Annotated in this window: 24 protein-coding genes; 16 read left to right on the top strand and 8 right to left on the bottom strand. The window is 72.5% G+C overall.

The genetic code is table 11. From position 1 onward, the window contains the following. Window positions 1-2 precede the first annotated feature (2 nt). Complete coding sequence (gene ccrA, locus FHU40_RS02490; protein ID WP_215527015.1) at window positions 3-1,340, bottom strand: crotonyl-CoA carboxylase/reductase; 1,338 nt, start codon at window positions 1,338-1,340, stop codon at window positions 3-5. Between the two features lie 90 nt (window positions 1,341-1,430). Continuing rightward, the gene (gene mce / locus FHU40_RS02485; RefSeq protein WP_183590703.1) at window positions 1,431-1,889 is read right to left on the bottom strand and encodes a methylmalonyl-CoA epimerase; all 459 of its coding nucleotides are present in this window, start codon (window positions 1,887-1,889) and stop codon (window positions 1,431-1,433) included. Window positions 1,890-2,002: 113 nt separating this feature from the next. Between mce and FHU40_RS02480 the strand changes: the two genes are divergently transcribed. Both FHU40_RS02480 and meaB read left to right on the top strand, forming a co-directional pair. Continuing rightward, the gene (locus FHU40_RS02480) at window positions 2,003-3,196 is read left to right on the top strand and encodes an acetyl-CoA C-acetyltransferase (protein WP_183590702.1); all 1,194 of its coding nucleotides are present in this window, start codon (window positions 2,003-2,005) and stop codon (window positions 3,194-3,196) included. Beyond that, the gene (meaB, locus tag FHU40_RS02475; protein WP_183590701.1) at window positions 3,180-4,145 is read left to right on the top strand and encodes a methylmalonyl Co-A mutase-associated GTPase MeaB; all 966 of its coding nucleotides are present in this window, start codon (window positions 3,180-3,182) and stop codon (window positions 4,143-4,145) included. Before FHU40_RS02480 ends, meaB begins: the two co-directional genes overlap by 17 nt. A 45-nt stretch (window positions 4,146-4,190) precedes the next feature. Here meaB and yczR read toward each other — a convergent pair whose 3' ends face one another. Beyond that, on the bottom strand, window positions 4,191-5,624 hold the full coding sequence (yczR, locus tag FHU40_RS02470) for a MocR-like transcription factor YczR (protein ID WP_183590700.1): 1,434 nt from the start codon (window positions 5,622-5,624) through the stop codon (window positions 4,191-4,193). A gap of 62 nt (window positions 5,625-5,686) precedes the next feature. Between yczR and yczE the strand changes: the two genes are divergently transcribed. Together yczE and FHU40_RS02460 are read left to right on the top strand one after the other, a co-directional pair. After that, the gene (yczE, locus tag FHU40_RS02465; RefSeq protein WP_183590699.1) at window positions 5,687-6,352 is read left to right on the top strand and encodes a membrane protein YczE; all 666 of its coding nucleotides are present in this window, start codon (window positions 5,687-5,689) and stop codon (window positions 6,350-6,352) included. 19 nt (window positions 6,353-6,371) lie between these two features. After that, window positions 6,372-7,469 carry an NAD(P)H-binding protein gene (locus FHU40_RS02460; protein WP_183590698.1) on the top strand — a complete coding sequence of 366 codons (1,098 nt, stop codon included), beginning with the start codon at window positions 6,372-6,374 and terminating at the stop codon, window positions 7,467-7,469. A gap of 101 nt (window positions 7,470-7,570) precedes the next feature. Here the strand turns inward: FHU40_RS02460 and FHU40_RS02455 are convergent, their stop codons facing one another. Then, a complete protein-coding gene (locus tag FHU40_RS02455; RefSeq protein WP_183590697.1) occupies window positions 7,571-8,137 on the bottom strand; it encodes an O-methyltransferase in 567 nt (188 codons plus the stop codon). A 380-nt stretch (window positions 8,138-8,517) separates the two neighbouring features. Here FHU40_RS02455 and FHU40_RS02450 point away from each other — a divergent pair, with 380 nt between their 5' ends. The 5 genes from FHU40_RS02450 (at window position 8,518) to FHU40_RS02430 (ending at window position 13,254) form a co-directional block, all read left to right on the top strand. Further along, window positions 8,518-8,655, top strand: coding sequence for a hypothetical protein (locus tag FHU40_RS02450; RefSeq protein WP_183590696.1), 138 nt, complete (start codon window positions 8,518-8,520; stop codon window positions 8,653-8,655). A gap of 11 nt (window positions 8,656-8,666) precedes the next feature. Beyond that, the gene (locus FHU40_RS02445) at window positions 8,667-9,746 is read left to right on the top strand and encodes a 3-isopropylmalate dehydrogenase (RefSeq protein ID WP_183590695.1); all 1,080 of its coding nucleotides are present in this window, start codon (window positions 8,667-8,669) and stop codon (window positions 9,744-9,746) included. A gap of 168 nt (window positions 9,747-9,914) precedes the next feature. Continuing rightward, window positions 9,915-11,015 (top strand): branched-chain amino acid aminotransferase, encoded by a 1,101-nt coding sequence (locus tag FHU40_RS02440; RefSeq protein ID WP_183590694.1) that lies wholly within the window; start codon window positions 9,915-9,917, stop codon window positions 11,013-11,015. 87 nt (window positions 11,016-11,102) lie between these two features. Beyond that, on the top strand, window positions 11,103-12,134 hold the full coding sequence (locus FHU40_RS02435; protein WP_183590693.1) for an iron-siderophore ABC transporter substrate-binding protein: 1,032 nt from the start codon (window positions 11,103-11,105) through the stop codon (window positions 12,132-12,134). Between the two features lie 52 nt (window positions 12,135-12,186). Next, window positions 12,187-13,254, top strand: a complete 1,068-nt coding sequence (locus FHU40_RS02430; protein WP_183590692.1) for an ABC transporter substrate-binding protein — start codon at window positions 12,187-12,189, stop codon at window positions 13,252-13,254. A 135-nt stretch (window positions 13,255-13,389) separates the two neighbouring features. On the opposite strand, the gene FHU40_RS02425 is transcribed toward FHU40_RS02430, so the two are convergent. Genes FHU40_RS02425 through FHU40_RS02415 form a run of 3 tightly spaced genes read right to left on the bottom strand, consistent with a single transcriptional unit; the run spans window position 13,390 to window position 16,413 of the window. After that, window positions 13,390-14,247, bottom strand: coding sequence for an ABC transporter ATP-binding protein (locus FHU40_RS02425; protein WP_183590691.1), 858 nt, complete (start codon window positions 14,245-14,247; stop codon window positions 13,390-13,392). Continuing rightward, window positions 14,244-15,347: a FecCD family ABC transporter permease gene (locus FHU40_RS02420; RefSeq protein WP_183590690.1), complete on the bottom strand. Its 1,104-nt coding sequence runs from the start codon at window positions 15,345-15,347 to the stop codon at window positions 14,244-14,246. Before FHU40_RS02420 ends, FHU40_RS02425 begins: the two co-directional genes overlap by 4 nt. A gap of 19 nt (window positions 15,348-15,366) precedes the next feature. Then, entirely contained in the window at window positions 15,367-16,413 is a 1,047-nt protein-coding gene (locus FHU40_RS02415) for a FecCD family ABC transporter permease (protein ID WP_183590689.1), read from the bottom strand. 145 nt (window positions 16,414-16,558) lie between these two features. Here FHU40_RS02415 and FHU40_RS02410 point away from each other — a divergent pair, with 145 nt between their 5' ends. Both FHU40_RS02410 and cimA read left to right on the top strand, forming a co-directional pair. Next, window positions 16,559-18,178 (top strand): protein kinase domain-containing protein, encoded by a 1,620-nt coding sequence (locus FHU40_RS02410; RefSeq protein ID WP_183590688.1) that lies wholly within the window; start codon window positions 16,559-16,561, stop codon window positions 18,176-18,178. Window positions 18,179-18,341: 163 nt separating this feature from the next. Beyond that, window positions 18,342-19,925, top strand: a complete 1,584-nt coding sequence (gene cimA, locus FHU40_RS02405) for a citramalate synthase (protein WP_183590687.1) — start codon at window positions 18,342-18,344, stop codon at window positions 19,923-19,925. A 19-nt stretch (window positions 19,926-19,944) separates the two neighbouring features. Here cimA and FHU40_RS02400 read toward each other — a convergent pair whose 3' ends face one another. Beyond that, complete coding sequence (locus FHU40_RS02400) at window positions 19,945-20,565, bottom strand: TetR/AcrR family transcriptional regulator (RefSeq protein WP_183590686.1); 621 nt, start codon at window positions 20,563-20,565, stop codon at window positions 19,945-19,947. Window positions 20,566-20,659: 94 nt separating this feature from the next. Here FHU40_RS02400 and FHU40_RS02395 point away from each other — a divergent pair, with 94 nt between their 5' ends. Genes FHU40_RS02395 through FHU40_RS02375 form a run of 5 tightly spaced genes read left to right on the top strand, consistent with a single transcriptional unit; the run spans window position 20,660 to window position 24,258 of the window. Beyond that, on the top strand, window positions 20,660-21,211 hold the full coding sequence (locus tag FHU40_RS02395; RefSeq protein ID WP_183590685.1) for an NAD(P)H-dependent oxidoreductase: 552 nt from the start codon (window positions 20,660-20,662) through the stop codon (window positions 21,209-21,211). A 27-nt stretch (window positions 21,212-21,238) separates the two neighbouring features. Continuing rightward, window positions 21,239-22,636, top strand: coding sequence for an amidase (locus FHU40_RS02390; RefSeq protein WP_183590684.1), 1,398 nt, complete (start codon window positions 21,239-21,241; stop codon window positions 22,634-22,636). Beyond that, window positions 22,606-23,151 carry a GNAT family N-acetyltransferase gene (locus tag FHU40_RS02385; protein WP_343057685.1) on the top strand — a complete coding sequence of 182 codons (546 nt, stop codon included), beginning with the start codon at window positions 22,606-22,608 and terminating at the stop codon, window positions 23,149-23,151. The genes FHU40_RS02390 and FHU40_RS02385 overlap by 31 nt, the downstream gene beginning before the upstream one ends. 20 nt (window positions 23,152-23,171) lie before the next feature. After that, window positions 23,172-23,828: an SDR family oxidoreductase gene (locus tag FHU40_RS02380; protein WP_183590683.1), complete on the top strand. Its 657-nt coding sequence runs from the start codon at window positions 23,172-23,174 to the stop codon at window positions 23,826-23,828. 4 nt (window positions 23,829-23,832) lie between these two features. Then, window positions 23,833-24,258 (top strand): MmcQ/YjbR family DNA-binding protein, encoded by a 426-nt coding sequence (locus FHU40_RS02375; RefSeq protein WP_183590682.1) that lies wholly within the window; start codon window positions 23,833-23,835, stop codon window positions 24,256-24,258. Window positions 24,259-24,260 lie beyond the last annotated feature (2 nt).

The raw sequence follows: 24,260 nt of genomic DNA, 5'->3' as shown, positions 1-24,260 counted from the left end.
GCTCAGACGCCGCGGAAGCGGTTGATGGCGTCGAGGTGCTGCTCGCGCATCTGGTGGTCGCGGACGCCGAGGCCCTCCTCGGGGGCGAGGCACAGGACGCCGACCTTGCCCTGGTGGGCGTTCTGGTGGACGTCGAGGGCGGCCTGGCCGACCTGGTCGAGGGCGTAGGTCCGGGAGAGGGTGGGGTGGATCTTGCCCTTGGCGATCAGGCGGTTGGCCTCCCAGGACTCGCGGTAGTTGGCGAAGTGGGAGGAGACGATCTTCTTGAGGTTCATCCACAGGTAGCGGTTGTCGTACTCGTGCATGTAGCCGCTGGTGGAGGCGCAGGTGGTGATGGTGCCGCCCTTGCGGGTGACGAAGACCGAGGCGCCGAAGGTCTCGCGGCCGGGATGCTCGAAGACGATGTCGATGTCCTCGCCGCCGGTGAGCTCGCGGATCTTCGCGCCGAGGCGCTTCCACTCCTTCGGGTCCTGGGTCTGGGGGTCCTTCCAGAACCGGTAGCCCTCCGCGTTGCGGTTGATGACCAGTTCGGCGCCCATGGAGCGGCAGATCTCGGCCTTGTCCTCGGAGGAGACCACGCACACCGGGGTGGCGCCGCCGTTGAGGGCGTACTGGGTGGCGAAGCCGCCGAGGCCGCCGGAGGCACCCCAGATCAGCACGTTGTCGCCCTGCTTCATGTCGCCGCCGTTCTTGGAGACCAGCTGGCGGTACGCGGTGCAGTTGACCAGGCCGGGGGAGGCGGCCTCCTCCCAGGTCAGGTGCGCCGGCTTGGGCATCAGCTGGTTGGCCTTGACCAGCGCGATGTCGGCGAGGCCACCGAAGTTGGTCTCGAAGCCCCAGATCCGCTGCTGCGGGTCGAGCATCGTGTCGTCGTGGCCGTCGGGGTCCTCGAGCTCGACCGAGAGGCAGTGGGCGACGACCTCGGTGCCCGGCTGCCACTTCGTCACGCCCGGGCCGGTCGCCAGCACCACGCCGGCCAGGTCGGAGCCGACCACGTGGTAGGGCAGGTCGTGCCGCTTGGTGAGCGGGGAGAGCCGGCCGTAGCGCTCCAGGAACCCGAACGTCGAGACCGGCTCGAAGATCGAGGTCCACACGGTGTTGTAGTTGATCGCCGAGGCCATCACGGCCACCAGCGCCTCACCCGGCCCCAGCTCGGGCAGCGCCACGTCCTCCACATGCAGCGACTTGCGCGGGTCCTTCTCCCGGGTCATGACGCCCTCGAACATCTCGACCTCGTCCTTGTGGACGGTCGCGGCGCGGTAGTGGTCGGGGATCTCGAGGGCGGCGAAGTCCGCGGCGGCGGAGTCGCCGGCCAGGATCGCGTCGAGGATGTGCTGCACGTCGGCTCCTGCGTGAGTGGGTCGAGCGGCTGGGTTGGGCGGGAGATTACCCATCGGTAACGGTGCGGCACACCGTCTGTGAGGTGTGCCTCAGTGAGCGGTCGCGGCGGGGTTCGGCTCGACGAGCTCGACGAGCACGCCGCCGGCGTCCTTGGGGTGGATAAAGTTGATCCGCGAGTCGGCGGTGCCGCGGCGCGGCTCGTCGTACAGCAGGCGCAGTCCGCGCTCGCGCAGGATGGCGCTCACCGCCTCGACGTCGGTGACCCGGTAGGCCAGCTGCTGGATACCGGGGCCCTTGCTGTCGAGGAACTTCGCGATCGTGGACTGCTCGTTGAGCGGGGCCAGCAGCTGGATGTGGCTCCCGGAGTCGCCCACGGCCATCATCGCCTCGCGCACACCCTGCTCCTCGTTGACCTCCTGGTGGGCGAGCCGCATGCCGTAGGTCTCCTCGTAGAAGGCGATCGCGGCGTCCAGGTCGGCGACCGCGATGCCGACGTGGTCGATGGCGGTGAACAGCTGCGCGGGGATCTCCATGCTCATGGCGGACATGGTCTTACGCCGCGCTGCTCGCGGCGAGTGCGTGTGACGTTTTCCACCCTCGCCGCTGCCATCGTGCGTGGGTAAGGTCGGTCACAGATCGACCACGAAGTCTGGAGGCATCCATGTCCGGTACGTCCGTCATCGTTGCGGGTGCGCGCACCCCCATCGGCCGCCTGCTCGGCGGCTTGAAGAGCCTGTCGGCGAGCGAGCTGGGTGGGATCGCCATCAAGGGGGCGATCGAGAAGGCCGGCGTGCGGCCCGAGCAGGTCGACTACCTGATCATGGGCCAGGTCATCCTGGCCGGCTCCGGCCAGAACCCCGCCCGCGCAGCCGGCATCGCGGCCGGGCTGCCGTGGACCATGCCGTCGATGACGATCAACAAGGTCTGCCTCTCCGGGCTCAACACCATCGCGATGGCCGACCAGCTGATCCGTGCGGGCGAGGTCGAGATCGTGGTGGCCGGCGGCATGGAGTCGATGACCAACGCCCCGCACTTCCTGCCGAAGTCGCGTGAGGGCTTCAAGTTCGGCGACGTGAAGCTGGTCGACTCGATGGCGTACGACGCGCTCTACGACCAGGCCACCCAGCAGGCGATGGGCGGCCTCACCGAGCAGGTGAACGCCGAGGGTGTGAAGCTGACCCGCCAGGAGCAGGACGAGTTCGCGGCTGCCTCGCACCGCAAGGCCGCCGAGGCCTGGAAGAACGGCGTGTTCGACGAGGAGGTCGTCCCGGTGACGATCCCGCAGCGCAAGGGCGACCCGATCGTGGTGTCGGCCGACGAGGGCGTGCGCGGCGACACCACCGCGGAGTCGCTCGCGAAGCTGCCGCCGGCGTTCGCGAAGGACGGCACGATCACCGCCGGCTCGGCTTCCCAGATCTCCGACGGCGCGGCCGCCGTGGTCGTGATGAGCAAGGCGAAGGCCGAGGAGCTCGGCCTGGAGTGGCTCGCCGAGATCGGCGCGCACGGCATGGTCGCCGGTCCCGACTCCTCGCTGCAGATGCAGCCGGCCAACGCCACCAAGCGGGCGCTGGAGAAGGAGGGCCTGAGCGCCGCCGACCTCGACCTGGTCGAGTTCAACGAGGCGTTCGCCGCGGTCGGCATCGAGTCGACCCGCGCGCTCGGGCTGGACCCCTCGATCGTCAACGTCAACGGCGGTGCGATCGCGCTGGGCCACCCGGTCGGCATGTCCGGCACCCGCGTGGTGCTGCACCTCGCGCTCGAGCTGAAGCGCCGTGGTGGCGGCGTCGGTGCCGCCGCGCTGTGCGGCGGCGGCGGCCAGGGCGACGCCCTGATCGTGCGTGTCCCGAAGAGCTGACGTCGATGTCCCGGGCCTCGTCGAGCGCGCTCGCGCCGGCGAGGCCCGGGCCGTCGCGCGCCTGATCTCGCTCGTCGAGGACGAGTCGCCGCTGCTGCGTGAGGTGATGGCGGCGCTGGCGCCGCATGCCGGCCACGCCCAGGTGATCGGCCTCACCGGCGCGCCGGGGGTCGGCAAGTCGACGTCGACGAGCGCGCTGGTGACCGAGCTGCGCCGCAGCGGCAAGCGGGTCGGCGTGCTGGCGGTCGACCCGTCGTCGCCGTTCTCCGGCGGTGCGCTGCTCGGCGACCGGGTGCGGATGCAGGACCACGCGCTCGACCGCGAGGTCTACATCCGGTCGATGGCCTCCCGCGGCCACCTCGGCGGGCTCTCCTGGACCACCCCGCAGGCGCTGCGGGTGCTCGATGCCGCGGGCTGCGACGTGGTGTTGATCGAGACCGTCGGCGTCGGCCAGAGCGAGGTCGAGATCGCCGGGCTGGCCGACACCACGATGGTGCTGCTCGCGCCCGGCATGGGCGACGGCATCCAGGCGGCGAAGGCCGGCATCCTCGAGATCGGCGACCTCTACGTCGTCAACAAGGCCGACCGCGACGGTGCCGAGCAGGTACGCCGCGACATCCGCTCGATGCTCGCGCTGGCCGACCGCCCCGAGGGTGCCTGGAGACCGCCGATCGTGCTGACCGTCGCGCAGCGGGGCGAGGGCCTCGCCGAGGTCGTGACCGAGATCGACCGGCACCGCGCCTGGCTGGAGTCGAGCGGCGAGCTCGGGCGCCGGCGTGCCCGCCGCGCCCGAGACGAGATCGAGGCGATCGCCGTCACCGCGCTGCGCGCCCGCTGGGGCGACGTGCACGGCCGCTCCGAGCTCGACGACCTGGCCGCGGCCGTCGTCGCGGGGCAGACCGATCCGTACACCGCCGCCGACGCGCTGCTGGACTCCTTCGCGGACTGAGTCTGGATCCAGGTCGAGGCCGGTCCGGGTCGAGGAGGTCGGCCGTCAGGCCACCATCACCCGACCGGTGGGGGTCGCCCCGGCAGGCCGCTCGCGGACCACGGCCCAGGCCTCGGCGAGCCGGTGCACCGCCTCGACCAGCTCGTCGACGGGCCGGGTCCAGGGGATCCGCACGAACGTGTCCAGGCCGCCCTCGGCGGCGAACACCGGGCCGGGGGCGATGATCACCCCGCGCCGTTCGGCCTCGGCTGCCAGCGCGGTGCCCAGGGCGGCGGGCAGCCGGCACCAGAGCGCGAGCCCGCCGATCGGCAGGTGGAAGGACCACGCGGGCAGCCGGTCGCGCACCGCGCCGGCCAGCGCGTCGCGCTGCTCGCGCAGCCGGGCGCGGTTGACGGCCAGCACCTCGTCGGCGTCGGCCAGCAGCCGGGTCAGCACCAGCTGCTCGAGCACCGGGGCGCCGAGGTCGAGGCTGATCCGGGCGCGGGTGAGCCGCTCCATCCGCTCGTGCGGCGCTCGGATCCAGCCCAGCCGCAGCCCGCCCCAGAAGGACTTGCTGGCGCTGCCGATCGTGATCGTGTCGGGGGCGTGCGCCGCGAACGGGCGCGGCATCGCCCGGCCGTCGAGCGCGAGGGCCTGGTGCGCCTCGTCGACGACGGCCGTGGTGTGGCTGCGCCGCAGGTGGGCGGCGTACTCCTCGCGCTGGGCGTCGGTCATCAGGTGGCCGGTCGGGTTCTGGAAGTCGGGGATCAGGTAGGCCAGTCGGGGTGCGGTCTGCCGCAGCGTCGCCGCGATCGCGTCGAGGTCCCAGCCGTCGGGGTCGACCGCGCTCGGCACCAGCCGGGCGCCGGCGTGGCGGAGCGCGTCGGTCGCGTTGGGGTAGGTCGGCGACTCCACCAGCACCCGGTCGCCGGGGCTGGTGAACGCCTGGGCGACCACGGCGCCGGCCGTCAGCGCCCCGGGCGTGATCATCACCTGGTCGGGCGTCGTGGGCAGCCCGCGGGCGTCGTACGCGGCCGCGACCGCCGCCTGGAGCTCCGGCAGTCCGGCGGGGAAGTAGCCGTGGCCGCCCAGGTAGGCCGGGAGGTCGGCCGCGGCCTCGGCGTAGGCCCGGGCGATGCCCGGGGGCGCCGACGGCGCCGCGCAGTTGAGGTCGATCGCGTCGCCGTCGCCCGGCCGGGGGAGCAGCGCCCGGTCGTGCGCGCGGCTGCGCCCGCCCGGCACCCGGGTGAACGTGCCGGCGCCGCGCCGGGCCTCGGCGTACCCGCCCTCCTGGATCGCGGCGTAGGCCCGGGTGACCGTGGTGCGCGAGACGCCGAGCGTCGCGGTCAGCTCGCGCTCGCTGGGCAGCCGGGTGTCGACGGCGATCCGGCCGTCGCCGATCAGCAGCGTGAGCGCGTCGGCCAGGCCGGCGTACGCCGGGGAGCGGTCGAAGTCGCCGACGAGAGTGGCCACGCGGCCGGCGCTGATCGAGGCGGTCATGCAGACCACTCTTCCACGATTGGCTATTTCGGAGAAGGCCAATCGGCCAGCAGAATGGCCCGGTGAGCACGCTAGCCAGCGCCCCGACCGGCCCGCCCTCCGGACTGAGCGACCTCGGCCCGATCGCGCAGCTGCGCGCCGGTCGGCTCGGTCGCCGGCTGCCGCAGCTCTACGTCGGCCTGGTCGCGTACGGCGTCTCGCTCGCGCTGATGGTGCGCGGCGACCTCGGCCTGGCGCCGTGGGACGTGCTGCACTCCGGCCTGATCCGGCACCTGCCGCTCACGCTCGGCCAGGCGGTCGTACTGATGAGCTTCGTGGTGCTGCTGCTCTGGATCCCGCTGCGCGAGATGCCGGGCCTGGGCACGATCTCGAACGCGCTCGTGGTCGGCCTCTCCGCCGACGCGACCCTGGCCGTGCTCGAGCGGCCGGATGCGATGGTGCTCCGGCTCGGGCTCATGGTGGGCGGCGTGGTGCTCTGCGGGCTGGCCTCGGCGATGTACATCGGCGCCCAGCTCGGCCGCGGTCCGCGGGACGGGCTGATGACCGGCCTCGCCCGGCGCACCGGCGGCTCGCTGCGCCTGGTGCGCACGGGCATCGAGGTCGCGGTCGTGCTCGTCGGCCTGCTGCTCGGCGGCACGCTCGGGCTGGGCACGGTCCTCTATGCGCTGGCGATCGGGCCGCTCACCCAGCTGTGGCTCCCCGCGTGGACCGTCCGCCTCGACCGGTAGATCTGTATATGATCTATTCATGGCCTTCAGCACGATCGCGCACCTCGACGCCACCGCGGCCCAGCAGCACAGCCGCGAGCTGCGCCGGCGGCTCCTGACGACCGACTCCACGGCGTACGCCACCGGCCCGACCGGCACCGGCGACGGCGCGCGGGTGCTGGTGCTGGGCGGCACCGGCTACATCGGCAGGGCCCTGGTGCCCGAGCTCGCCCGCCGCGGCTACCGGCCGGCCGTGCTGGCTCGGAGCGCGGAGGTCAAGAACCAGCCCGAGTACGCCGAGGCGGAGGTGATCGTCGGGGACCCGACCCGGGCCGGCGACGTGGTCGCCGCCGTCGCCGCCGGCCCGACCGCCGTGGTGGTCTCGTTGCTCAGCGGGCGCCGCCCCAACGATGCCGAGGAGTGCCGGCTCGTCGACCACGAGGCGGTCGTCAACGGCATCCGGGCGGCCGTGGCGCACGACGTGCGCCAGTTCATCCACGTCAGCGACTACGGCGTCTACCGGCCCGAGCTGATCCCGCAGGTCTACAAGCTCCAGGTCGAGGGCGAGCTGATCGGCGAGCACCATGGCGCGCTCCCGTGGACGATCGTGCGGCCCACGGCGTACTTCCCGTACCTGTCGGCGACCTTCGGCGACATCAAGAACGGCCTGGCCTACCGGATCTTCGACCACGGCGAGTACAGCGTGGTGAACCCGATCGCACGCGAGGACCTCGCCGAGTTCATCGTCAACCAGGTGCTCGCCGACGCCGCGATCGGCCGGGTGCTGCCCGTCGGTGGCCCGTGGGTCGAGGACAACGTGGTCACCCTCCGGGGCGCCGGTCAGATGATGTTCGACGTCACCGGTCGGGAGCCGCAGTGGGACGTCGTCACGATGACCGCCTGGGACCGGAAGACCGCGCGGCTGGCCCGGCTGGGCCGGGTCAGCAAGCAGCTGCGACCGGTCGCCTACTACCTCGAGGCGGCGAAGTACTGGTCCGTGGTCGACCACGTCGCCCCGGCGTACGGCACCCGCACGCTGCGCGGCTTCATGGAGCGGCTCAAGGACCGGGAGTTCCCCACGGGCAGCTTCCGCGAGCGGATGAAGCAGGGCACCAACGCGATGCCGACCGACATCTGAGGGATCGGTGTTCGAGGCTCGCTGCGCTCGCACCTCAACCACCGCTCCGGTGGTTGAGGTGCGAAGGCCGCCAGGCCTGAGCCTCGAAACCACCCGGCGCGTCAGCGCCTGGTGGCCAGCACCACGGAGGCGTCCGGGGCGACCATTACCTCGACGGCGGTGAACCGGTCGTCGGTGAGCCACTGCTCGCGCAGGGTGTCGACGCGCCCGTAGGTCACGGGGGGCCACATCTCGCAGGGCGTGAAGTCGTCGAGCACGACCAGGCCGCCCTCCTCGACGAGGTCGGCGATCGCGTCGACGCTCACCTCGGTCGGCTCGCCGGAGTCGAGGAAGAGCAGCGAGAACGGCCCCTGGTCGAGCAGCGTCGACCAGTCGGCCGAGCGCACCTCGACCTGAGGGTCGTCCTCGAAGATCTCGGCCGCCGCGTCGGCGAGCCTCGCGTCCAGCTCGGCGGTGAGGATGGTGGCGTCGCCGCGCAGGCCGGAGCGCAGCCAGGCGGTGCCAACCCCGCAGCCGGTGCCGAACTCGGCCATCGTGCCGGTGCGGGTGGCGGCCAGGGTGGCCAGCAGCCGGCCGGTCTCGTTGCGGCAGAACGACACGTACCCGGCCTTGCGGGAGACCTCGAACGCGCGGGACACGATCTCGGGCAGATCCGGGGGAGCACTCATGGATTCGAGTCTTTCACTCCGGGACGATCGTCTCGCATTCCGAACACTCCGCGGAATCAGATGTCGTCGCCGGGACTCCTGCCGTACGGTGGCGTCACCATGCGGAGCGTCTTCGTACTTATCGACTGCCGCGGCGAGGCCTGACAGAGAGGCCACCTCGCCGCGGTGTTCGGCGTTGACGGCCTCTCGATGCATCTCGATCGAAGACGTCTCCGCGGCGTGATCGCCCATCACGGCAAGCGCGATCCGCACTCTGGTGGTCCTTCTCCTCGTGTGATCCACGAGTGGCACCGGTCTCCGCTTCGGAGGGTCTTCGTTCCGGGTGCATCGAGCCGTTCGGCACCCAGCACATCCGACCCTTCACGAGAGAGACCAGACCGATGTACGACATGTACCCCGAATGGGGCCCGGCCCAGCACCACCCCGAGAACCCGCGCAGCCACGAGAACATCACCGCCGCCGTCCAGGCGTCGCTCGACCTGCGGGACAACGGCGGCCAGCGGCCCGACGACAACTAACCTCTCGCCCCATGACCACTGACTCGACCTCCACCGCATCCGGCGCGATCAAGCTCGCCGTCATCCCCGGCGACGGCATCGGCCAGGAGGTGACGACCGAGGCGCTCAAGGTGCTCGAGGTCGCGTCTCCGGCGGGCGTGAAGTTCGAGCAGACCCGCTACGACCTCGGCGCCGAGCGCTACCTCGCCACCGGCGAGGTGCTGCCCGACTCCGTGCTCGGCGAGATCCGCGAGCACGACGCGATCCTCCTCGGCGCCGTCGGCGGCAAGCCCAACGACCCCAACCTGCCTCCGGGCATCCTCGAGCGCGGCCTGCTGCTGCGGCTCCGCTTCGAGCTCGACCACTACGTGAACCTCCGGCCGTCGCGGATCTTCCCCGGCGTACCCGGCCCGCTGGCCGACCCCGGAGAGGTCGACTTCGTGGTCGTCCGTGAGGGCACCGAGGGTCCCTACACCGGCAACGGCGGCGCCCTGCGTGTCGGTACGCCGCACGAGGTCGCCACCGAGGTCTCGGTCAACACCGCGTTCGGTGTCGAGCGCGTCGTCCGCGACGCCTTCGCCCGAGCCCAGCGACGCCCGCGCAAGAAGCTGACGCTGGTCCACAAGACCAACGTGCTCGTCAACGCCGGCTCGGTGTGGTGGCGGATCTTCCAGGCGGTCGCCGCGGAGTACCCCGAGGTGACCACCGACTACATGCACATCGACGCGGCGATGATCTTCATGACCACCGACCCCGCGCGCTTCGACGTGATCGTCACCGACAACCTCTTCGGCGACATCATCACCGACCTCGCCGCCGCGATCACCGGCGGCATCGGCCTGGCGGCCTCCGGCAACGTCAACCCCGACCGGACGACCCCCTCCATGTTCGAGCCGGTGCACGGCTCCGCGCCCGACATCGCGGGCCAGCAGAAGGCCGACCCGACCGCCGCCGTCCTCTCCGCGTCCCTGCTGCTCGACCACCTCGGGCACGCCGACGCCGCCGCGGCCATCGAGACCGCGGTCGTCGAGGACCTCGCCGCCCGTACGCCCGGTGCCGCCCGGCGTACGTCGGAGATCGGCGACGCCATCGCCGCGCGAGTAGCCGGCTGAGGCTGCCCGCGATCCGTGCGGGTTTCGGCTGTCAGCAGCCGCAACCCGCACGACACGCCGGTGGCCCTCGGCGCGTCGTGCGGGTTCTGGCTGTCAGCAGCCGAAACCCCGACGCCCGAGGGGGACCTCCGGCTCCATTTGCTAGGAAGGCCTACTAAGTTGTCCCCCATGGAGATCAGCATCACCCGGTCGAGCGCCCCGGTCTCCGACGAGCGCCTCGCCGAGATCCTTGCCGACCCCGGGTTCGGCACCCACTTCACCGACCACATGTTCACGGTCGAATGGACCCCGGACGCCGGCTGGCACGCCGCGCGGATCGAGCCGTACGGCCCGCTCACCCTGGACCCCGCGACGGCCGTCCTGCACTACGCGCAGGAGACGTTCGAGGGCATGAAGGCCTACCGGCACGCCGACGGCTCGATCTGGTCGTTCCGGCCGGAGGAGAACGCCGCGCGGATGGTGCGCTCGAGCCACCGGCTGGCGTTGCCGGTGCTCGAGCCCGACCTCTTCGTGCAGGCGGTCGACGCCCTCGTCGAGGCCGACCAGCGCTGGGTGCCCGACACCACCGCCCCCGGCTCGACCGAGAAGAGCCTGTACGTGCGGCCGTTCATGTTCGCCTCCGAGGTGTTCCTCGGCGTGCGCCCGTCCCAGCACGTCACGTTCATGGTGATCGCCAGCCCGGCGGGCTCCTACTTCAAGGGCGGCGCGAAGCCGGTGAGCCTCTGGCTCACCGAGGAGTACACCCGCGCGGGCCGCGGCGGCATGGGTGCGGCCAAGACCGGCGGCAACTACGCCAGCTCGCTGGTCGCCCAGCAGGAGGCGAGCGGCCACGGCTGCGACCAGGTCGTCTTCCTCGACGCCCAGGAGGGCAGGTACGTCGAGGAGCTCGGCGGCATGAACATGTACTTCGTGTACGCCGACGGTCGGATCGTCACCCCGGCGACCGGCACGATCCTCGAGGGCATCACCCGCGGCAGCATCATCGAGCTCGCCGGCAAGATGGGGCATCCGGTCGAGGAGCGCAGGTTCTCCATCGACGAGTGGCGCGAGGGCGTCACCAGCGGCGCGATCACCGAGATCTTCGCGTGCGGCACCGCTGCGGTCGTCACCCCCGTCGGCGAGCTGAAGTGGGACGGCGGCTCGGTGCCGACCCCACAGCAGACGGCGGACGGGGGACCGGGCCTGTGGAGCCGGATCCGGGAGCAGCTGGTCGACATCCAGTTCGGCCGGGCCGAGGACACCTTCGGCTGGATGCACCGCATCCTCTGAGCCGGCTCCGAGCCGGGAATCTGGACCCCCTGTCACGCGCAGGGGCGCATGATCTAAGGTAAGCCTTACCTTACTGAAAGGCCGATCATGCGTCTGCGTCCCCTCGCCGCCTCCGCGGCTCTCGCGCTCTCCGTCACGCTGCTCGCGAGCTGCGGCTCCGACGAGGAGCCCGACGCGTCGGCCGCACCTCCCTCCGGTGCGGCCGACGCCTCCTTCCCGGTGACCGTCGAGCACCGGCTCGGGGAGACCGTGATCGAGGAGGCACCCGAGCGGGTCGTCAGCGTCGGGCTGACCGAGCAGGACGTGCTGCTCGAGCTCGGCGTCACCCCCGTCGCGGTCACCGAGTGGTACGGCGAGCAGCCGCACGCCACCTGGCCCTGGGCGCAGGACCTGCTCGGCGACGCGGAGCCGGAGGTGCTGAGCCAGTCCGACGGCATCGAGTTCGAGAAGATCGCGGCCCTGGAGCCCGACCTGATCATCGGCACGAACTCCGGCATGACCAAGAAGGACTACCAGCTGCTGTCGGCGATCGCGCCGACGGTCACCAACGTGGCGGGCTCCACGCCGTACTTCTCGCCCTGGCAGGACCAGGTGCTCCAGGTCGCGAAGGCGCTGGGTCGCGAGGCCGACGGCCAGGCGCTGATCGACGAGGTCGAGGGCCGGTTCGCCGAGGTGCGGGCCGAGCACCCCGAGTGGGAGGGCAGGACCGCGACGTTCTCGCAGGGCGGGCCCTACGACGGGATCCTCTACGTCTACCCGGACGGCCTGAGCACCAGCTTCCTCACCGACCTGGGCTTCACGATGACCCAGGGCCTCGACGACTTCGCGCCCGACCTCGGGTCGCAGGCCGAGATCTCGGCGGAGAACACCGCACTGATCGAGGCGGACGTCGTCGTCTTCGCGACCGAGGATGCCGACATGTTCGACGTGCTCCAGGGCTTCGGCACGATCGACACGCTGCCGGCCGTGGCCGAGAACCGGGCGATCTACACCGACGGCACGCTCGCCGGAGCCCTCTACTTCCTCACCCCGCTGAGCCTGGAGTACGCCCTCGACCGGCTCACGCCGATGCTCGAGCAGGCGACCGCGGGCAAGGCGCCGCGCGCGTTCCCGTCCTGAGGCCACACCCACCCACCGCCTCGGGCCCGGTCGGGCCTGAACAAGGAGAGTCATGAACCCCACCCGCCGCCGCTTCCTCGCGGGCCTGTCCGTCCTGGCCGTCGCGCCGGTCCTCGCCGCCTGTGGCGACGACGGCGACGCCGCGGGCCAGGGCAGCCCGGGCACCGGTGACACCGCCGCCTCGAGTGGCCCCGAGGAGGGCGCCTTCCCGGTCACCATCAAGCACAAGTACGGCGAGACCACGATCGAGAAGGCCCCCGAGCGGGTCGTGTGCGTCGGCTACACCGAGCAGGACACGCTGTTGGCACTGGGCATCGTGCCGGTCGGCGTCACGTACTGGTTCGGCGACGAGGAGCTCCAGGGCATCTATCCCTGGGCGCAGGACCTGCTCGGCGACGCCGAGCTGCCGACGCTGCTCCAGGACGCCAACGGCATCGAGATCGAGAAGGTGGCGGCGCTCGCGCCCGACCTGATCATCGGCCAGTACACCGGCATGACCGAGCAGGAGTACAAGAAGCTCGAGGCGATGGGCGTGCCCGTCGTCGCGCAGAACGGCGACTACGCCGACTACGGCACGCCCTGGGAGGAGGCCGCCCTCACGGTCGGGACGGCTGTCGGCCGGCCGGCGGCGACCCAGGAGCTGATCGACTCGGTGAAGGAGCGCATCGCCGACGAGGCCGCCGCGCACCCCGAGTTCGAAGGCCAGACCGCCGCGGTCGTCACGCCGTACGAGGGCCTGTTCATCTACGGTCCCGAGGACCCGCGCTCGCGGATGCTGACCGACCTCGGCTTCACCCTGCACTCGGTGATCACCACCGCGGACGACAGCGAGTTCGGGATCTCGCTGAGCGCCGAGCGCACCTCGGACCTCGGCGACGCCGGCACCGTCGTCTGGCTGGACCTGGCCGCCGACAAGCAGGTGAAGTCGATCTTCGAGGGCACCACGGCCAGCAAGGAGGGGCGCTGGGTCGACATCAGCGAGGCCGACGGCAGCTACTACGTCGCGCACAGCTTCGTGACGCCGCTGAGCATCCCCTACGTGCTGGACCGCTACGTCCCGCAGCTCGCGGCCGCCGCCGACGGCGACCCGAAGACCGAGCCGCCGGCCGTGTCGGACTGACCCCAGGCCCTGTCCGAGGTCGTCGCCACAGCCACCAAGGACAGAAGACAGGAGCCCGGCACCGGGAGGTGCCGGGCTCCTGTGCGTCCGGACGCGTGCTGGCGGGGTGCCGGCCAGGTGCCGGCCAGGTGCCGGTCAGAGACCCGGCGCGTCGACGAGCTCCTTCCGCTCGACGATCGCCTCGACCGCGGTCGCCGAGGAGGTCGGCACGATGATCGGGAGGCCGGTGCGCGGGTCGGGCAGCACGTCGGCGTCGAGCCCGAAGGTGGCCGCGAGCAGCGCGGGGGTGAACACCTCGCCGGGCGTGCCCTCGCGGGCGACGACGCCGTCCTTCATCACCACGATCGCGTCGCTGTAGCGGGCGGCGAGGTTGAGGTCGTGGAGCACCATCACGACTGTCCGGCCGCGCTCGCGGTTGAGCTTGGTGACCAGGTCGAGGACCTCCACCTGATGGGCCAGGTCGAGGTACGTCGTGGGCTCGTCGAGCAGCAGCAGGTCGGTGTCCTGGGCGAGCGTCATCGCGATCCAGGCCCGCTGGCGCTGTCCGCCCGAGAGCTGGTCGAGCGGCCGGTCGCGCAGGTGCGTGGTGTCGGTCATCTCGAGGGCGAGGTCGACGATCCGCTCGTCGTCGGGCGACCACTGGCTGAACCAGCGCTGGTGCGGGTGCCGGCCGCGCGCGACGAGGTCGCGGACCAGCAGTCCCTCCGGTGCGATGGGGCTCTGCGGCAGCAGCGCCATCCGGCGGGCGACGTCGCGTGTGTGGATGTCCTGGATCGGCTCGCCGTCGAGCAGGACGGTGCCACCGGTCGGCTTGAGCAGCCGCGACATCGTGCGCAGCAGCGTCGACTTGCCGCACCCGTTCGGGCCCACGATCGTCGTGACCCGGCCGTCGGCGATGGTGAGGGAGAGGTCGCGGACGACCGGATCCTCGCCGTACCCGACGGTGACGGAGTCGGCGCGCAGCCGTGCGGCGGTCGAGGTGCTCGTGGTCATGCGGAGACCTTTCGGTTGTTGCGGAGCAGCAGCCAGATCAGGTACGGCGCGCCGATCACCGCGGTGACCAGGCCGGCCGGGAGGGCGAAGGGGATCAGCACGCGGGTCACGAAGTCGGCGCCCACCACGATGACGGCGCCCATCGCCATCGAGGCCAGCATCGGCGGCCGGGAGCCGCCCGTCAGGCGCAGGGCGATCTGCGGGACGACGAACGCCACGAACTCGAGCGGGCCGACCGCGGCGACCGAGACCGAGACCAGGCCGACCGCGGCGACCAGCGTGAGGAGCTGGGTGAGCTGCAGCCGCACGCCGAGGCCGCGCGCGGAGTCGTCGCCGAGCTGGAGGGCGTTGAGCGAGCGTGCCAGCAGCAGCGCGAGCGGCACCAGCACGGCCATCGTCCAGACCAGCGGCCAGGCCTGCTCCCAGCCGCGGGCGTTGAGCGAGCCGTTGAGCCAGATCTGCGCGCTGGCGGCGTCCTCGATGCGGGCCTTGACCAGCAGCCACGACGTGGCCGCGGTGAGCGCGGCGCTCATGCCGATGCCGACCAGCACCAGGCGCTGTCCGTCGATGCCCTTGCGCCACGAGAGCAGGTAGAGCAGCGTCGCGGCGAGCATGCCGCCGGCGAACGCCGCGAGCGGCACGCCCATCGTCTGCAGCGGGCCGGTGGCCAGGCCGCCGCCGTACCCGCTGGCGCCGGAGAGCACGATGACGGCGACGGCGCCGAGGGCGGAGCCGCGGGTCACGCCGAGGATGTCGGGGCTCGCCAGCGGATTGCGGGCGAAGGTCTGGAAGAGCGCGCCTGAGAGGCCGAGCGCGGCCCCGACGAGGATCGCCACCAGCGTCTGCGGCAGGCGCAGCTCCATGACGATGAACCGCTGGCCGGCGTCGCCGCCGCCGAGCAGGGTCCGCACGACGTCCCCGACCGGGATCTCGAAGTCGCCCTTCGCGAGGTCGAGCGCGACCAGCACCGCGAGCGCGGCCAGGCAGCCCAGCGTGGCCACGCCGGCGCGGACGGGCACCAGCCACGAGGCCGGACCGACCCGGAGTGGGGCGCTCGGCGTGCGGGAGAGGCGGCGGGGCCGGGTCTCGAGAGTGGTCATGCGGTGCCCATATCCGTGCTCATATCCGCACCATCCGGGTGCGTCGGACCAGATAGATGAAGACGGGGCCGCCGATCAGCGCCATCACGATGCCGACCTGGAGCTCGCCGGGCCTGACCACCACGCGGCCGACGACGTCCGCGACGACGAGGAGCAGGCCGCCGATGAAGCCGGAGTACGGGATCACCCAGCGGTAGTCGACGCCGGCGAAGTAGCGCGCAACGTGGGGGACCACCAGCCCGACGAACCCGACCGGGCCGCAGGCGGCGGTGGCCGCGCCGGCCAGCATCATCACGCCGAGCACGCCGATCGCCTTGTGTCGCATCGGATGCAGGCCGAGCGAGACGGCCACGTCGTCGCCGAGCTGGAGCAGGTTGAGGGTGGAGGAGCTCATGGCGGCGAGCACGAGGCCGACGACGATGAAGGGCAGCACCTCCCAGAAGACGTCCATCCCGCGCCCGGCCACCGACCCGACCGCCCAGAAGCGGTAGGCGTCGAGGGTGTCGATGTCACGCAGCACCACGACCTGGGTGAAGGCGGCCAGCAGGGCGCTGACGGCCGCGCCCGCGAGCACCAGCGACACCGGATCGGGCCCGCCGCGGGTCGACCCGATCGCGAACACCGCGACCGACGCCAGCCCCGCACCGATCAGCGAGAACCAGGCGTAGCCGGTCAGGTCGTGCACGCCGAAGGCGTAGATGCCGATCACCACCGCGAAGGCGGCGCCGGCCTCGACGCCGAGCAGGCCGGGGTCGGCGAGCGGGTTGCGGGTGTGCCCCTGCATGAGCGCCCCCGCGATGCCGAGCGCGAGGCCGACGACGATCGCGAGGACGGTGCGCGGGAGGCGCAGGTCGTGGACGATCGTGGAGGCGTCCGACCCGTCGGGGTGGAACAGCACGTCGACGACGGTGCCGAGCGGGATCGCCCGGCTGCCGACGGCCAGGCTGACCAGGCCGGCGAGCACCAGCAGTCCGACCAGCACGACCAGGCCGCGGACCGAGCCCTGCCGCAGCGCGCGGGGCGGCGGGGTGGCCGAAGCGACCGGCGGGAGGGCGGTCGAGGTCATGGTGGTCCCGGGTATGGTCGAGGAGCGTCGCAGGCGAATGTGCCGCTCTTGACAAGGTAAGGCTTACCTTACAACGAACGCGACCCGTCCTTGAAGGGGCGCGGCCCTCCCGGTCCGCGCGGTGGGTCGCAGGTAGCCTCGGGCCGTGACGAGCACCCCCTCCCCGGCCGGACCCGCCGGCTCGGCCGAGCGCCCGACGATCGGCGGCTACACGCTGCTGACCAAGCTCGGGGAGGGCGGCATGGGCGTGGTCCACCTGGCGCGCCGGGGCGAGGGGGAGCGGATCGCCCTCAAGGTGCTGCGCCCCCACATCGTGGGCGACGACGAGGCCCGGCACCGGCTGGCCCGCGAGGTCGCCTCGCTGCAGCGGGTCGACAGCCGCTGGGTCGCCGGCATCGTGGACGCCGACCCGTGGGCGCCGATCCCGTACGTCGCGACCCGCTACGTGCCGGGCCCGTCGCTGCACGACCTGGTGGTCGACGAGGGCGCCATCACCGGCCCGGACCTCTACTGGTTCGCCGGCAGCCTGGCCGAGGGGCTGGCCTCGGTGCACGCCGTCGGGGTGCTGCACCGCGACGTGAAGCCCTCCAACGTGCTGATGGAGGGACGCACCCCGATCCTGATCGACTTCGGCCTGGCCCGGGTCGCCGACGACCCCAAGCTCACCCACACGGGCTGGCTGCTCGGCACGCCGGGCTACCTGGCCCCGGAGATCCTCTACGGCGAGGACGCCACCAGCGCCTCCGACGTGCACTCGTGGGGGGCGACCGTCGCGTACGCCGGCACCGGCCATCCACCGTTCGGCCGAGGCCCCTCGATGGCGATCATGGACCGGGTCCGGCGCGGCCAGTTCGACCTCACCGGACTGCCCGACGACCTGGCCCGGGTGGTCGCCGCCGCGCTCGACCCCGAGGTGCGCAACCGGCCCACCCTCGCCGAGCTGCTGGCCTGGCTGCGACCGCTCACCACGCGTCGGGGCTCGTCGCCCGCGCCGCCGCCGGTCGCCGCCGAGCACGACCCGTACACGGTCCCGCTCGCGCTGGCCGCCCAGGCCGCGGCCGACGACGAGACCGACGTGTGGCCCGGCCACGACGCGCCGGAGCCGTACACCCTGGCGCTGCCGCCCGAGGGTGCGACGGAGATCGCTCCCGACCGGTGGGGCGAGCCGCCCGTCGTGTGGGGCGAGCCGCGGCCGCCGTTCGCCGAGCGGCTGCGCCGCGGCACCCTGCTCGCGGCCCTCGCGCTGGTCGTCGGCCTCGGCTGCGCGGCGTACCCCTGGGTCACCGCCGGCCTGGTGCTCCTCCTGACCTGGCTGCTGCGCAGCGTCTCGCTGGCGGCGTCGGCCCACGGTCAGCGCCGGCAGTACCGCGGCCGCAAGTGGTACGACGGCGTGCAGCTGCTGGTCGCCGCCCCGTGGCATCTCGTGCAGTCCGTCCCGGGGGCGGCGCTGCTCGGGCTCTGGGCGCTCGGCCTGGCGTCCGCCGCGGCCCTGGTCTGCTACGCCTTCGCGGCCGGGTTGGAGCTCGCGCTCCTCGTGTGCGGTCTGGTGCTGTCCGGTGCGCTGTGGTGGGGCCCGGGCGGCTCGCGTCTGCGCGGGCCCGTGGGCTGGGCGGTGAACCCGCTCTCCGCGCGGCCGCGGCGCTGGCTGGTCGCGCTCGTCGTCGTGCTGGCGGCGGGCGCCGTGCTCGGCTTCCGTGCCGACCTGTCGGGTGCGAGCTGGAGCCCGGCCACGGGTCGCCCGGATGTCGAGATCCCTGGTCTGTGACCGGCGCCCGTGGCACGATGGGCCCCGTGCAGCACCACGTGATCATCATTTCCTAGCGCGTCGAGCCCCTCGCCCGACGCGCCAACCTCTCGATCCCGAGAGGTTTTTTTGTTGCCCGAAACAGACCTACCCAGCACGGACCCAGAGCACGGAAGTGAGCCCGATGGACCTCCACGGCGCGTTCCACGTCTACGACACCACCCTGCGCGACGGCGCCCAGCAGGAGGGGCTCAACCTCACCGTCGCCGACAAGCTCGCGATCGCGCGGCAGCTCGACGGGCTCGGGGTCGGTTACATCGAGGGCGGCTGGCCGGGCGCGAACCCGAAGGACACCGAGTTCTTCCGGCGCGCCGCGCAGGAGCTCGACCTCGAGCACGCCCGGCTCGCGGCGTTCGGCGCGACCCGGCGGGCCGGGGTCCGGGCGGCCGACGACCCGCTGATCGCCGCACTGCGTGAGAGCGGCGCGCCGGTCGTCACGCTGGTGGCGAAGTCGCACGACCGCCACGTCGAGCTGGCGCTGCGGACCACGCTCGAGGAGAACCTCGCGATGATCCGCGACACCGTCTCCCACCTCCGGGCGGAGGGCCAGGAGGTGTTCCTCGACGCCGAGCACTTCTTCAACGGCTACCGGGACAACCGTGACTACGCGCTCGAGGTGCTGCGCACGGCGTACGACGCGGGCGCCTCGGTGATCGCGCTCTGCGACACCAACGGGGGCATGCTGCCGAGCTGGGTCGCCGACACGGTGCACGACGTGCTCGAGTCGACCGGCGTGCGTGTGGGCATCCACGCCCACAACGACACCGGCTGCGCGATCGCGAACTCGCTGGCCGCCGTCGACGCCGGCGCCACCCACGTGCAGGGCTGCATCAACGGCTACGGCGAGCGCACCGGCAACGCCGACCTGGTCGCCGTCGTCGCCAACCTGGAGCTCAAGCTCGACCGCAGGGTGCTCCCGCAGGGCATGCTCGGCGAGGCGACCCGGATCGCCCACGCGGTCGCCGAGGTGACCAACGTCCCGCCCGCGTCGCGTCAGCCCTACGTCGGCGGCTCGGCGTTCGCCCACAAGGCCGGCCTGCACGCCAGCGCGATCAAGGTCGACCCGAACCTCTACCAGCACATGGATCCCGCCGGCGTCGGCAACGACATGCGGCTGCTGGTCTCCGACATGGCCGGGCGCGCCTCCATCGAGCTCAAGGGGCGCGAGCTGGGCTTCGACCTGTCGGGCGACCGCGAGCTCGTCACCCGGATCACCGATCGGGTCAAGGTGCTGGAGAGCCGCGGGTTCACCTTCGAGGCCGCCGACGCCTCCTTCGAGCTGCTGCTGATCGAGGAGGTCGAGGGGCAGCGCCCGGCGTACTTCGACGTCGAGTCGTGGAGAGTCATCACCGAGACCGTGCCCCACGGCGACGCCGTCTCGGAGGCGACGGTGAAGCTGCGTGCCGACGGCGTCCGCTATGTCGTCACCGGCGAGGGCAACGGACCCGTCAACGCGCTCGACCAGGCGCTGCGCGCGGCGATCGAGCAGGCCTATCCCGAGGTCGCGAAGTTCGAGCTGATCGACTACAAGGTGCGCATCCTCGACCAGGGCCACGGCACCGACGCCATCACCCGGGTGCTGATCGAGACCAGCGACGGCGAGACGTCCTGGCTGACCGTCGGTGTCGGCACCAACGTCATCGAGGCGTCGTGGGGCGCGCTCGTCGACGGCGTCACCTTCGGGCTGCGGCGACACGACCAGCGCTGACCGAACGCGCGGCTCCGGGTCAGTCGACGGGCGCCCGGGTGGCGTCGCCGCCGACGATCCGGCGGGCCAGGTCGACCCACCCCGCGTGCACCCGCTCGAGCGGGAAGCCCTCGATGGTCACCTGCTGGTCGAGGATCGGCGCCTCCAGCGGGGCCAGCAGGGCGGTGGCGAGGATCGGCAGGTCGCCGGTCACCCCGAGCTCGCCGAGCAGGTAGCGCGTGTGCATCGCCACGAAGGAGTAGGCGGCATACGAGCGGGTGCCTGCGCGGCCGGCCTCGCGGATCAGCTCGGCGTGCAGCAGCGTGGTCTCGAGCCGCGATCGGCCGAAGGCCAGCAGCCGGTCCCACGGGTCGGCGCCCGGGCCCAGGGGCGGCGGCCCGGACATCACCTGCGCCTGCCAGTCGGTCTCGGAGTGGTCGAGCACCGCCGCCATCAGGCCCTCGCGCGACTCGAACCGGCGGAAGACCGTGCCCTTGCCCACACCCGCCGCGGCGGCCACCGCGTCCATGGTGACCGAGCGCGGCCCGCACCGCTCGACCAGGGACTTCGCGGCGTCGAGCAGCAGCTCCCGGTTGCGAGCGGCGTCCCGGCGCTCGGCCGGGGGAGCATCGAGGAGGGGCAGCAGGTGCGGCTCGGACATGTCGCGAACACCCTAGTGAGCGGCACGACCCGTTCGCGCGAGATTTCCTCGAGCCCCGGGAATACCAAGCGGACCATAGTCCGTTTACCGTCGCATGACTGACACCAGCATCGCCGTCCTCGTCGGGAGCCTGCGCTCCGACTCCGTCAACCGCAAGCTCGCCGAGCTGTTGGCCACGCAGGCCCCCGAGGGCGTCGCCGTCGACATCGTCGACGGCCTCGGCACCATCCCGTTCTACAACGAGGACATCGACAACGCCTCCGAGATCCCGGCGACCGCGGCCGCGCTGCGCGAGCGGGTCGGCGCCGCCGACCGCGTCCTCGCCGTCACGCCCGAGTACAACGGCACGATGCCGGCCGTCCTCAACAACGCGATCGACTGGCTGTCCCGCCCCTACGGCGCCGGCGCCATGGTCGGCAAGCCGTTCGGCGTCATCGGCACCACCCCCACGCCGTACGGCGGCCGGTGGGCCCACGAGGACGCCGCCCGGTCGGCCCGGATCGCCGGCGCCACGGTCGTCGAGGACGTCACCGTCTCGCAGTCGGCGATCGAGGTCGACGTGCTCACCGACCCCGACGTGCTGGCCCGGCTCACCAACGCCGTCCGGCTGCTTGCGGAGTACGACGCCGCCACCGCGGCTGCCTGATCCGCAGGATCCGGCTACGGTCGGCTCGTGGCCGAACTCCATGACCTGACCGCGCTGGAGCAGGGCGAGCTGGTGCGACGCCGTGAGGTGTCGCCGCTGGAGCTCGCCGAGCACTACCTCGAACGCGCCGACCGACTCGACTCGGTCGGCGCGTTCGTGACGCTCACCCCCGAGCTGGCCCGCGAGCGCGCGGCCCGGTTGGCGCCGGACGGCGACGGCGGGCCGCTCTTCGGCGTCCCGACCGCGATCAAGGACCTCAACCTGACGGCCGGGGTGCGCACGACGTTCGGCTCGGCGGCGTTCGCCGACTTCGTGCCGGAGGTCTCCGACGGCGTCACGCTCTCGATCGAGGCGGCCGGACTCGTCAGCCTCGGCAAGACGAACACCCCGGAGTTCGGCTCACCGTGCTACACCGAGCCGGACGTGGCGCCCCCGGCGGTCACGCCCTGGGACCGAACCCGCACCGCCGGTGGCTCCTCGGGTGGTGCCGCGGCGGCCGTCGCGGCCGGCCTGGTCCCGCTCGCCCAGGGCTCGGACGGTGGCGGCTCGATCCGGATCCCGGCCTCCTGCTGTGGCCTGGTCGGACTCAAGCCCACTCGCGGGCGGATCAGTGGTCACCCCATGTACGGCGACCCGGTGGGTCTGGCGACGGCCGGGCCGATCGCCCGGACGGTCGCCGACGCGGCGGCGATGCTCGACGTGCTCGCCGGTCGTCGGGTAGGAGATCCCTCCTGGGCGCCACCTCCTTCCGAGAGCTTCCTGTCGGCCTGCGGCCGCGACCCGGGGCGGCTGCGGGTCGCTCGTTTCATCACACCAGTCATCACCGACACTCCGGTCCATGCCGAGTGCGTGCGGGCCTGGGAGGACACGTCGCGACTGCTCGAGTCGCTCGGCCACGAGGTCGAGGACGTCGAGGTCCCGTTGCCGCCGGAGGCGGTCCCGGTCTTCGAGGTCTGCTGGGCCGTCCTCACCGCGCTGTCGGTCGTGCCTCCCGAGCGCGAGCACCTGATCCGCCCGCTCACCCGCTGGCTCTCCGACCGCGGCCGCGCGGTCAACGGCCCCGAGTTCGGGCTGGCGATCGGCGCGATGCGCCGCCACGCCGCCGCCGCGCTCACCGCGCTCGCGCCGTACGACGCGGTGCTCACCCCGACGCTCGCCACGCCGCCGCTGCCGGTGGGCGCGATGCGCGACGACGAGCACCCCGAGCGCGACTTCGAGGCCCAGAAGGCGTTCACGCCCTGGACGTCCGCGTGGAACGTCACCGGCATGCCGGCCGTCTCCCTGCCGCTGCGCTGGACCCCCGACGGCCTGCCGGTCGGCGTGATGCTCGCCGCGCGACCGGCCGAGGAGGAGCTCCTGCTCTCGCTCGCCGCGCAGGTCGAGGCGGCCGCGCCGTGGGCGGACCGGCGGCCACCGGGGTGGTGACCGTACGCCGCTGCCACACCGCCGAGCTGACGCCCGAGGAGCGCATCGCCGCACGGGCGCTCTGCGACGCGTCGTTCGGTGACTTCGCCGACGCCGACTGGAGTCACGCGCTCGGCGGCATGCACGTCCTGGTGTGCGACGGCGGGCGACTGGTCGCGCACGGCGCGGTCGTCCTCAGGCGGCTGGTGGTCGACGGTGCCGGACTGCGCTGCGGGTACGTCGAGGCCGTGGCCGTCGCCGCCGACGTACGCCGGGCCGGGCACGGCGCCCGGGTGATGGCGTCGATCGAGGAGCTGGCGCCCGGCTACGACCTGCTCGCGCTGAGCGCGTCGGCCGCGGGCGTGCCGCTCTACGAGTCACGCGACTGGGCCCGGTGGCGCGGCCCGTCGTCGGTCGCCACGACCCGCGGCGTGGTGCCCACGCCCGACGACGACGGCTCCCTGTACGTGTTCGGCCCCGGGCTCGACCTCGATGCGCCGATCACCTGCGACTGGCGCGACGGCGACGTGTGGTGAGCGGCGGCTACGGTGAGCCCATGACTCGTCCCGTGATCGTCGTTGTCGGAGCAGGCCCGGGTGTGAGCGGCTCGCTGGCGAGGCGCTACGCGCGGGAGGGATACGACGTGGCGCTGCTCGGCATCGACGAGGAGCAGCTCCGGCGGCTGGCCGGCGAGCTCGAGGAGCTCGGCGCGACCGTCGGCCACGCGGTCGCCGACGTGACCGACGTCGAGGCGACGACCGCCGCGATCCGTCGCTTCGGCGAGCACACCGGGCGCATCGACGTGCTGCACTTCAACCCGAGCGCCTTCCGGGAGAAGGACCCGCTGGAGCTGACCGTCGAGGAGCTGCTCGCCGACGTCGCGCTCGGCGTGGGTGCTCTGCTCACGAGCGCGCAGGCGGCCCGGCCCTACCTGACCGCGGGCGGCCGGATCACCGTCACCGGCAGCATGGCCGCCGACAAGCCGTGGCACCGGGCGGCGTCGCTGGGCGTGCAGAAGGCCGGCGTCCGCAACCTCGTGCACAGCCTCGACGCCACCCTGCGGCCCGACGGCATCCGGGCGGTCTCGGTGACCGTGCGCGGCACCCTCGCCAGCGAGGGGCCGTTCACACCCGACCGCGTCGCCGAGGTCCTCTGGGACGCCGCCCGCCAGGTCGAGGCCGACTGGCAGACCGAGGTGCCCTACTCCGGATGAGCCGATGAGCCGAGCGGCGCGCCGGGCGCGGGTCGAGGACGTCCACGAGATCGCCCTCGGGATGCCGCACGTCGAGATCGCCGAGGGCACCACGGCCGAGCGCCCCGTCTACCAGGTCGGCCGGAGGTCGTTCGTCTTCTTCCGCACGCCGCGGCCCGACGCGTTCGACCCCGAGACGGGGGAGCGGTACGCCGACGTGATCGTGTTCTGGGTCGCCTCCGAGGCCGACAAGCAGGCGATGGTGCTCGACGAGTCGACGCCGTACTTCACCACCCCGCACTTCAACGGGCACCCGTCGGTGCTGCTGCGGGCCAGCCGGATCGGCGAGCTCAGCCGCGACGAGGTGGCCGAGGTGGTGCAGGACGCGTGGCTCGCGCGGGCCTCGAAGCGACGCGCGCAGGCGTGGCTGGCCGAGCACGGCCAGGGCTGAGG

This window comes from Nocardioides soli, from assembly GCF_014191495.1.
Classification (GTDB): Bacteria; Actinomycetota; Actinomycetes; order Propionibacteriales; family Nocardioidaceae; genus Nocardioides; species Nocardioides soli.
This window is presented reverse-complemented; position numbering and strand designations above follow the sequence as displayed.

Coding starts and splice junctions, on each gene's coding strand:
- FHU40_RS02375 (WP_183590682.1), top strand. CDS start 23,833: ATGAGCCGAGCGGCGCGCCGGGCGCGGGTCGAGGACGTCCACGAGATC.
- FHU40_RS02430 (WP_183590692.1), top strand. CDS start 12,187: ATGAACCCCACCCGCCGCCGCTTCCTCGCGGGCCTGTCCGTCCTGGCC.
- FHU40_RS02425 (WP_183590691.1), bottom strand. CDS start 14,247: ATGACCACGAGCACCTCGACCGCCGCACGGCTGCGCGCCGACTCCGTC.
- FHU40_RS02460 (WP_183590698.1), top strand. CDS start 6,372: ATGGCCTTCAGCACGATCGCGCACCTCGACGCCACCGCGGCCCAGCAG.
- yczR (WP_183590700.1), bottom strand. CDS start 5,624: ATGACCGCCTCGATCAGCGCCGGCCGCGTGGCCACTCTCGTCGGCGAC.
- mce (WP_183590703.1), bottom strand. CDS start 1,889: ATGTCCGCCATGAGCATGGAGATCCCCGCGCAGCTGTTCACCGCCATC.
- FHU40_RS02440 (WP_183590694.1), top strand. CDS start 9,915: ATGGAGATCAGCATCACCCGGTCGAGCGCCCCGGTCTCCGACGAGCGC.
- FHU40_RS02395 (WP_183590685.1), top strand. CDS start 20,660: ATGACTGACACCAGCATCGCCGTCCTCGTCGGGAGCCTGCGCTCCGAC.
- FHU40_RS02445 (WP_183590695.1), top strand. CDS start 8,667: ATGACCACTGACTCGACCTCCACCGCATCCGGCGCGATCAAGCTCGCC.
- FHU40_RS02455 (WP_183590697.1), bottom strand. CDS start 8,137: ATGAGTGCTCCCCCGGATCTGCCCGAGATCGTGTCCCGCGCGTTCGAG.
- FHU40_RS02480 (WP_183590702.1), top strand. CDS start 2,003: ATGTCCGGTACGTCCGTCATCGTTGCGGGTGCGCGCACCCCCATCGGC.
- FHU40_RS02415 (WP_183590689.1), bottom strand. CDS start 16,413: ATGACCTCGACCGCCCTCCCGCCGGTCGCTTCGGCCACCCCGCCGCCC.
- FHU40_RS02435 (WP_183590693.1), top strand. CDS start 11,103: ATGCGTCTGCGTCCCCTCGCCGCCTCCGCGGCTCTCGCGCTCTCCGTC.
- FHU40_RS02380 (WP_183590683.1), top strand. CDS start 23,172: ATGACTCGTCCCGTGATCGTCGTTGTCGGAGCAGGCCCGGGTGTGAGC.
- FHU40_RS02420 (WP_183590690.1), bottom strand. CDS start 15,347: ATGACCACTCTCGAGACCCGGCCCCGCCGCCTCTCCCGCACGCCGAGC.
- cimA (WP_183590687.1), top strand. CDS start 18,342: ATGGACCTCCACGGCGCGTTCCACGTCTACGACACCACCCTGCGCGAC.
- FHU40_RS02450 (WP_183590696.1), top strand. CDS start 8,518: ATGTACGACATGTACCCCGAATGGGGCCCGGCCCAGCACCACCCCGAG.
- FHU40_RS02400 (WP_183590686.1), bottom strand. CDS start 20,565: ATGTCCGAGCCGCACCTGCTGCCCCTCCTCGATGCTCCCCCGGCCGAG.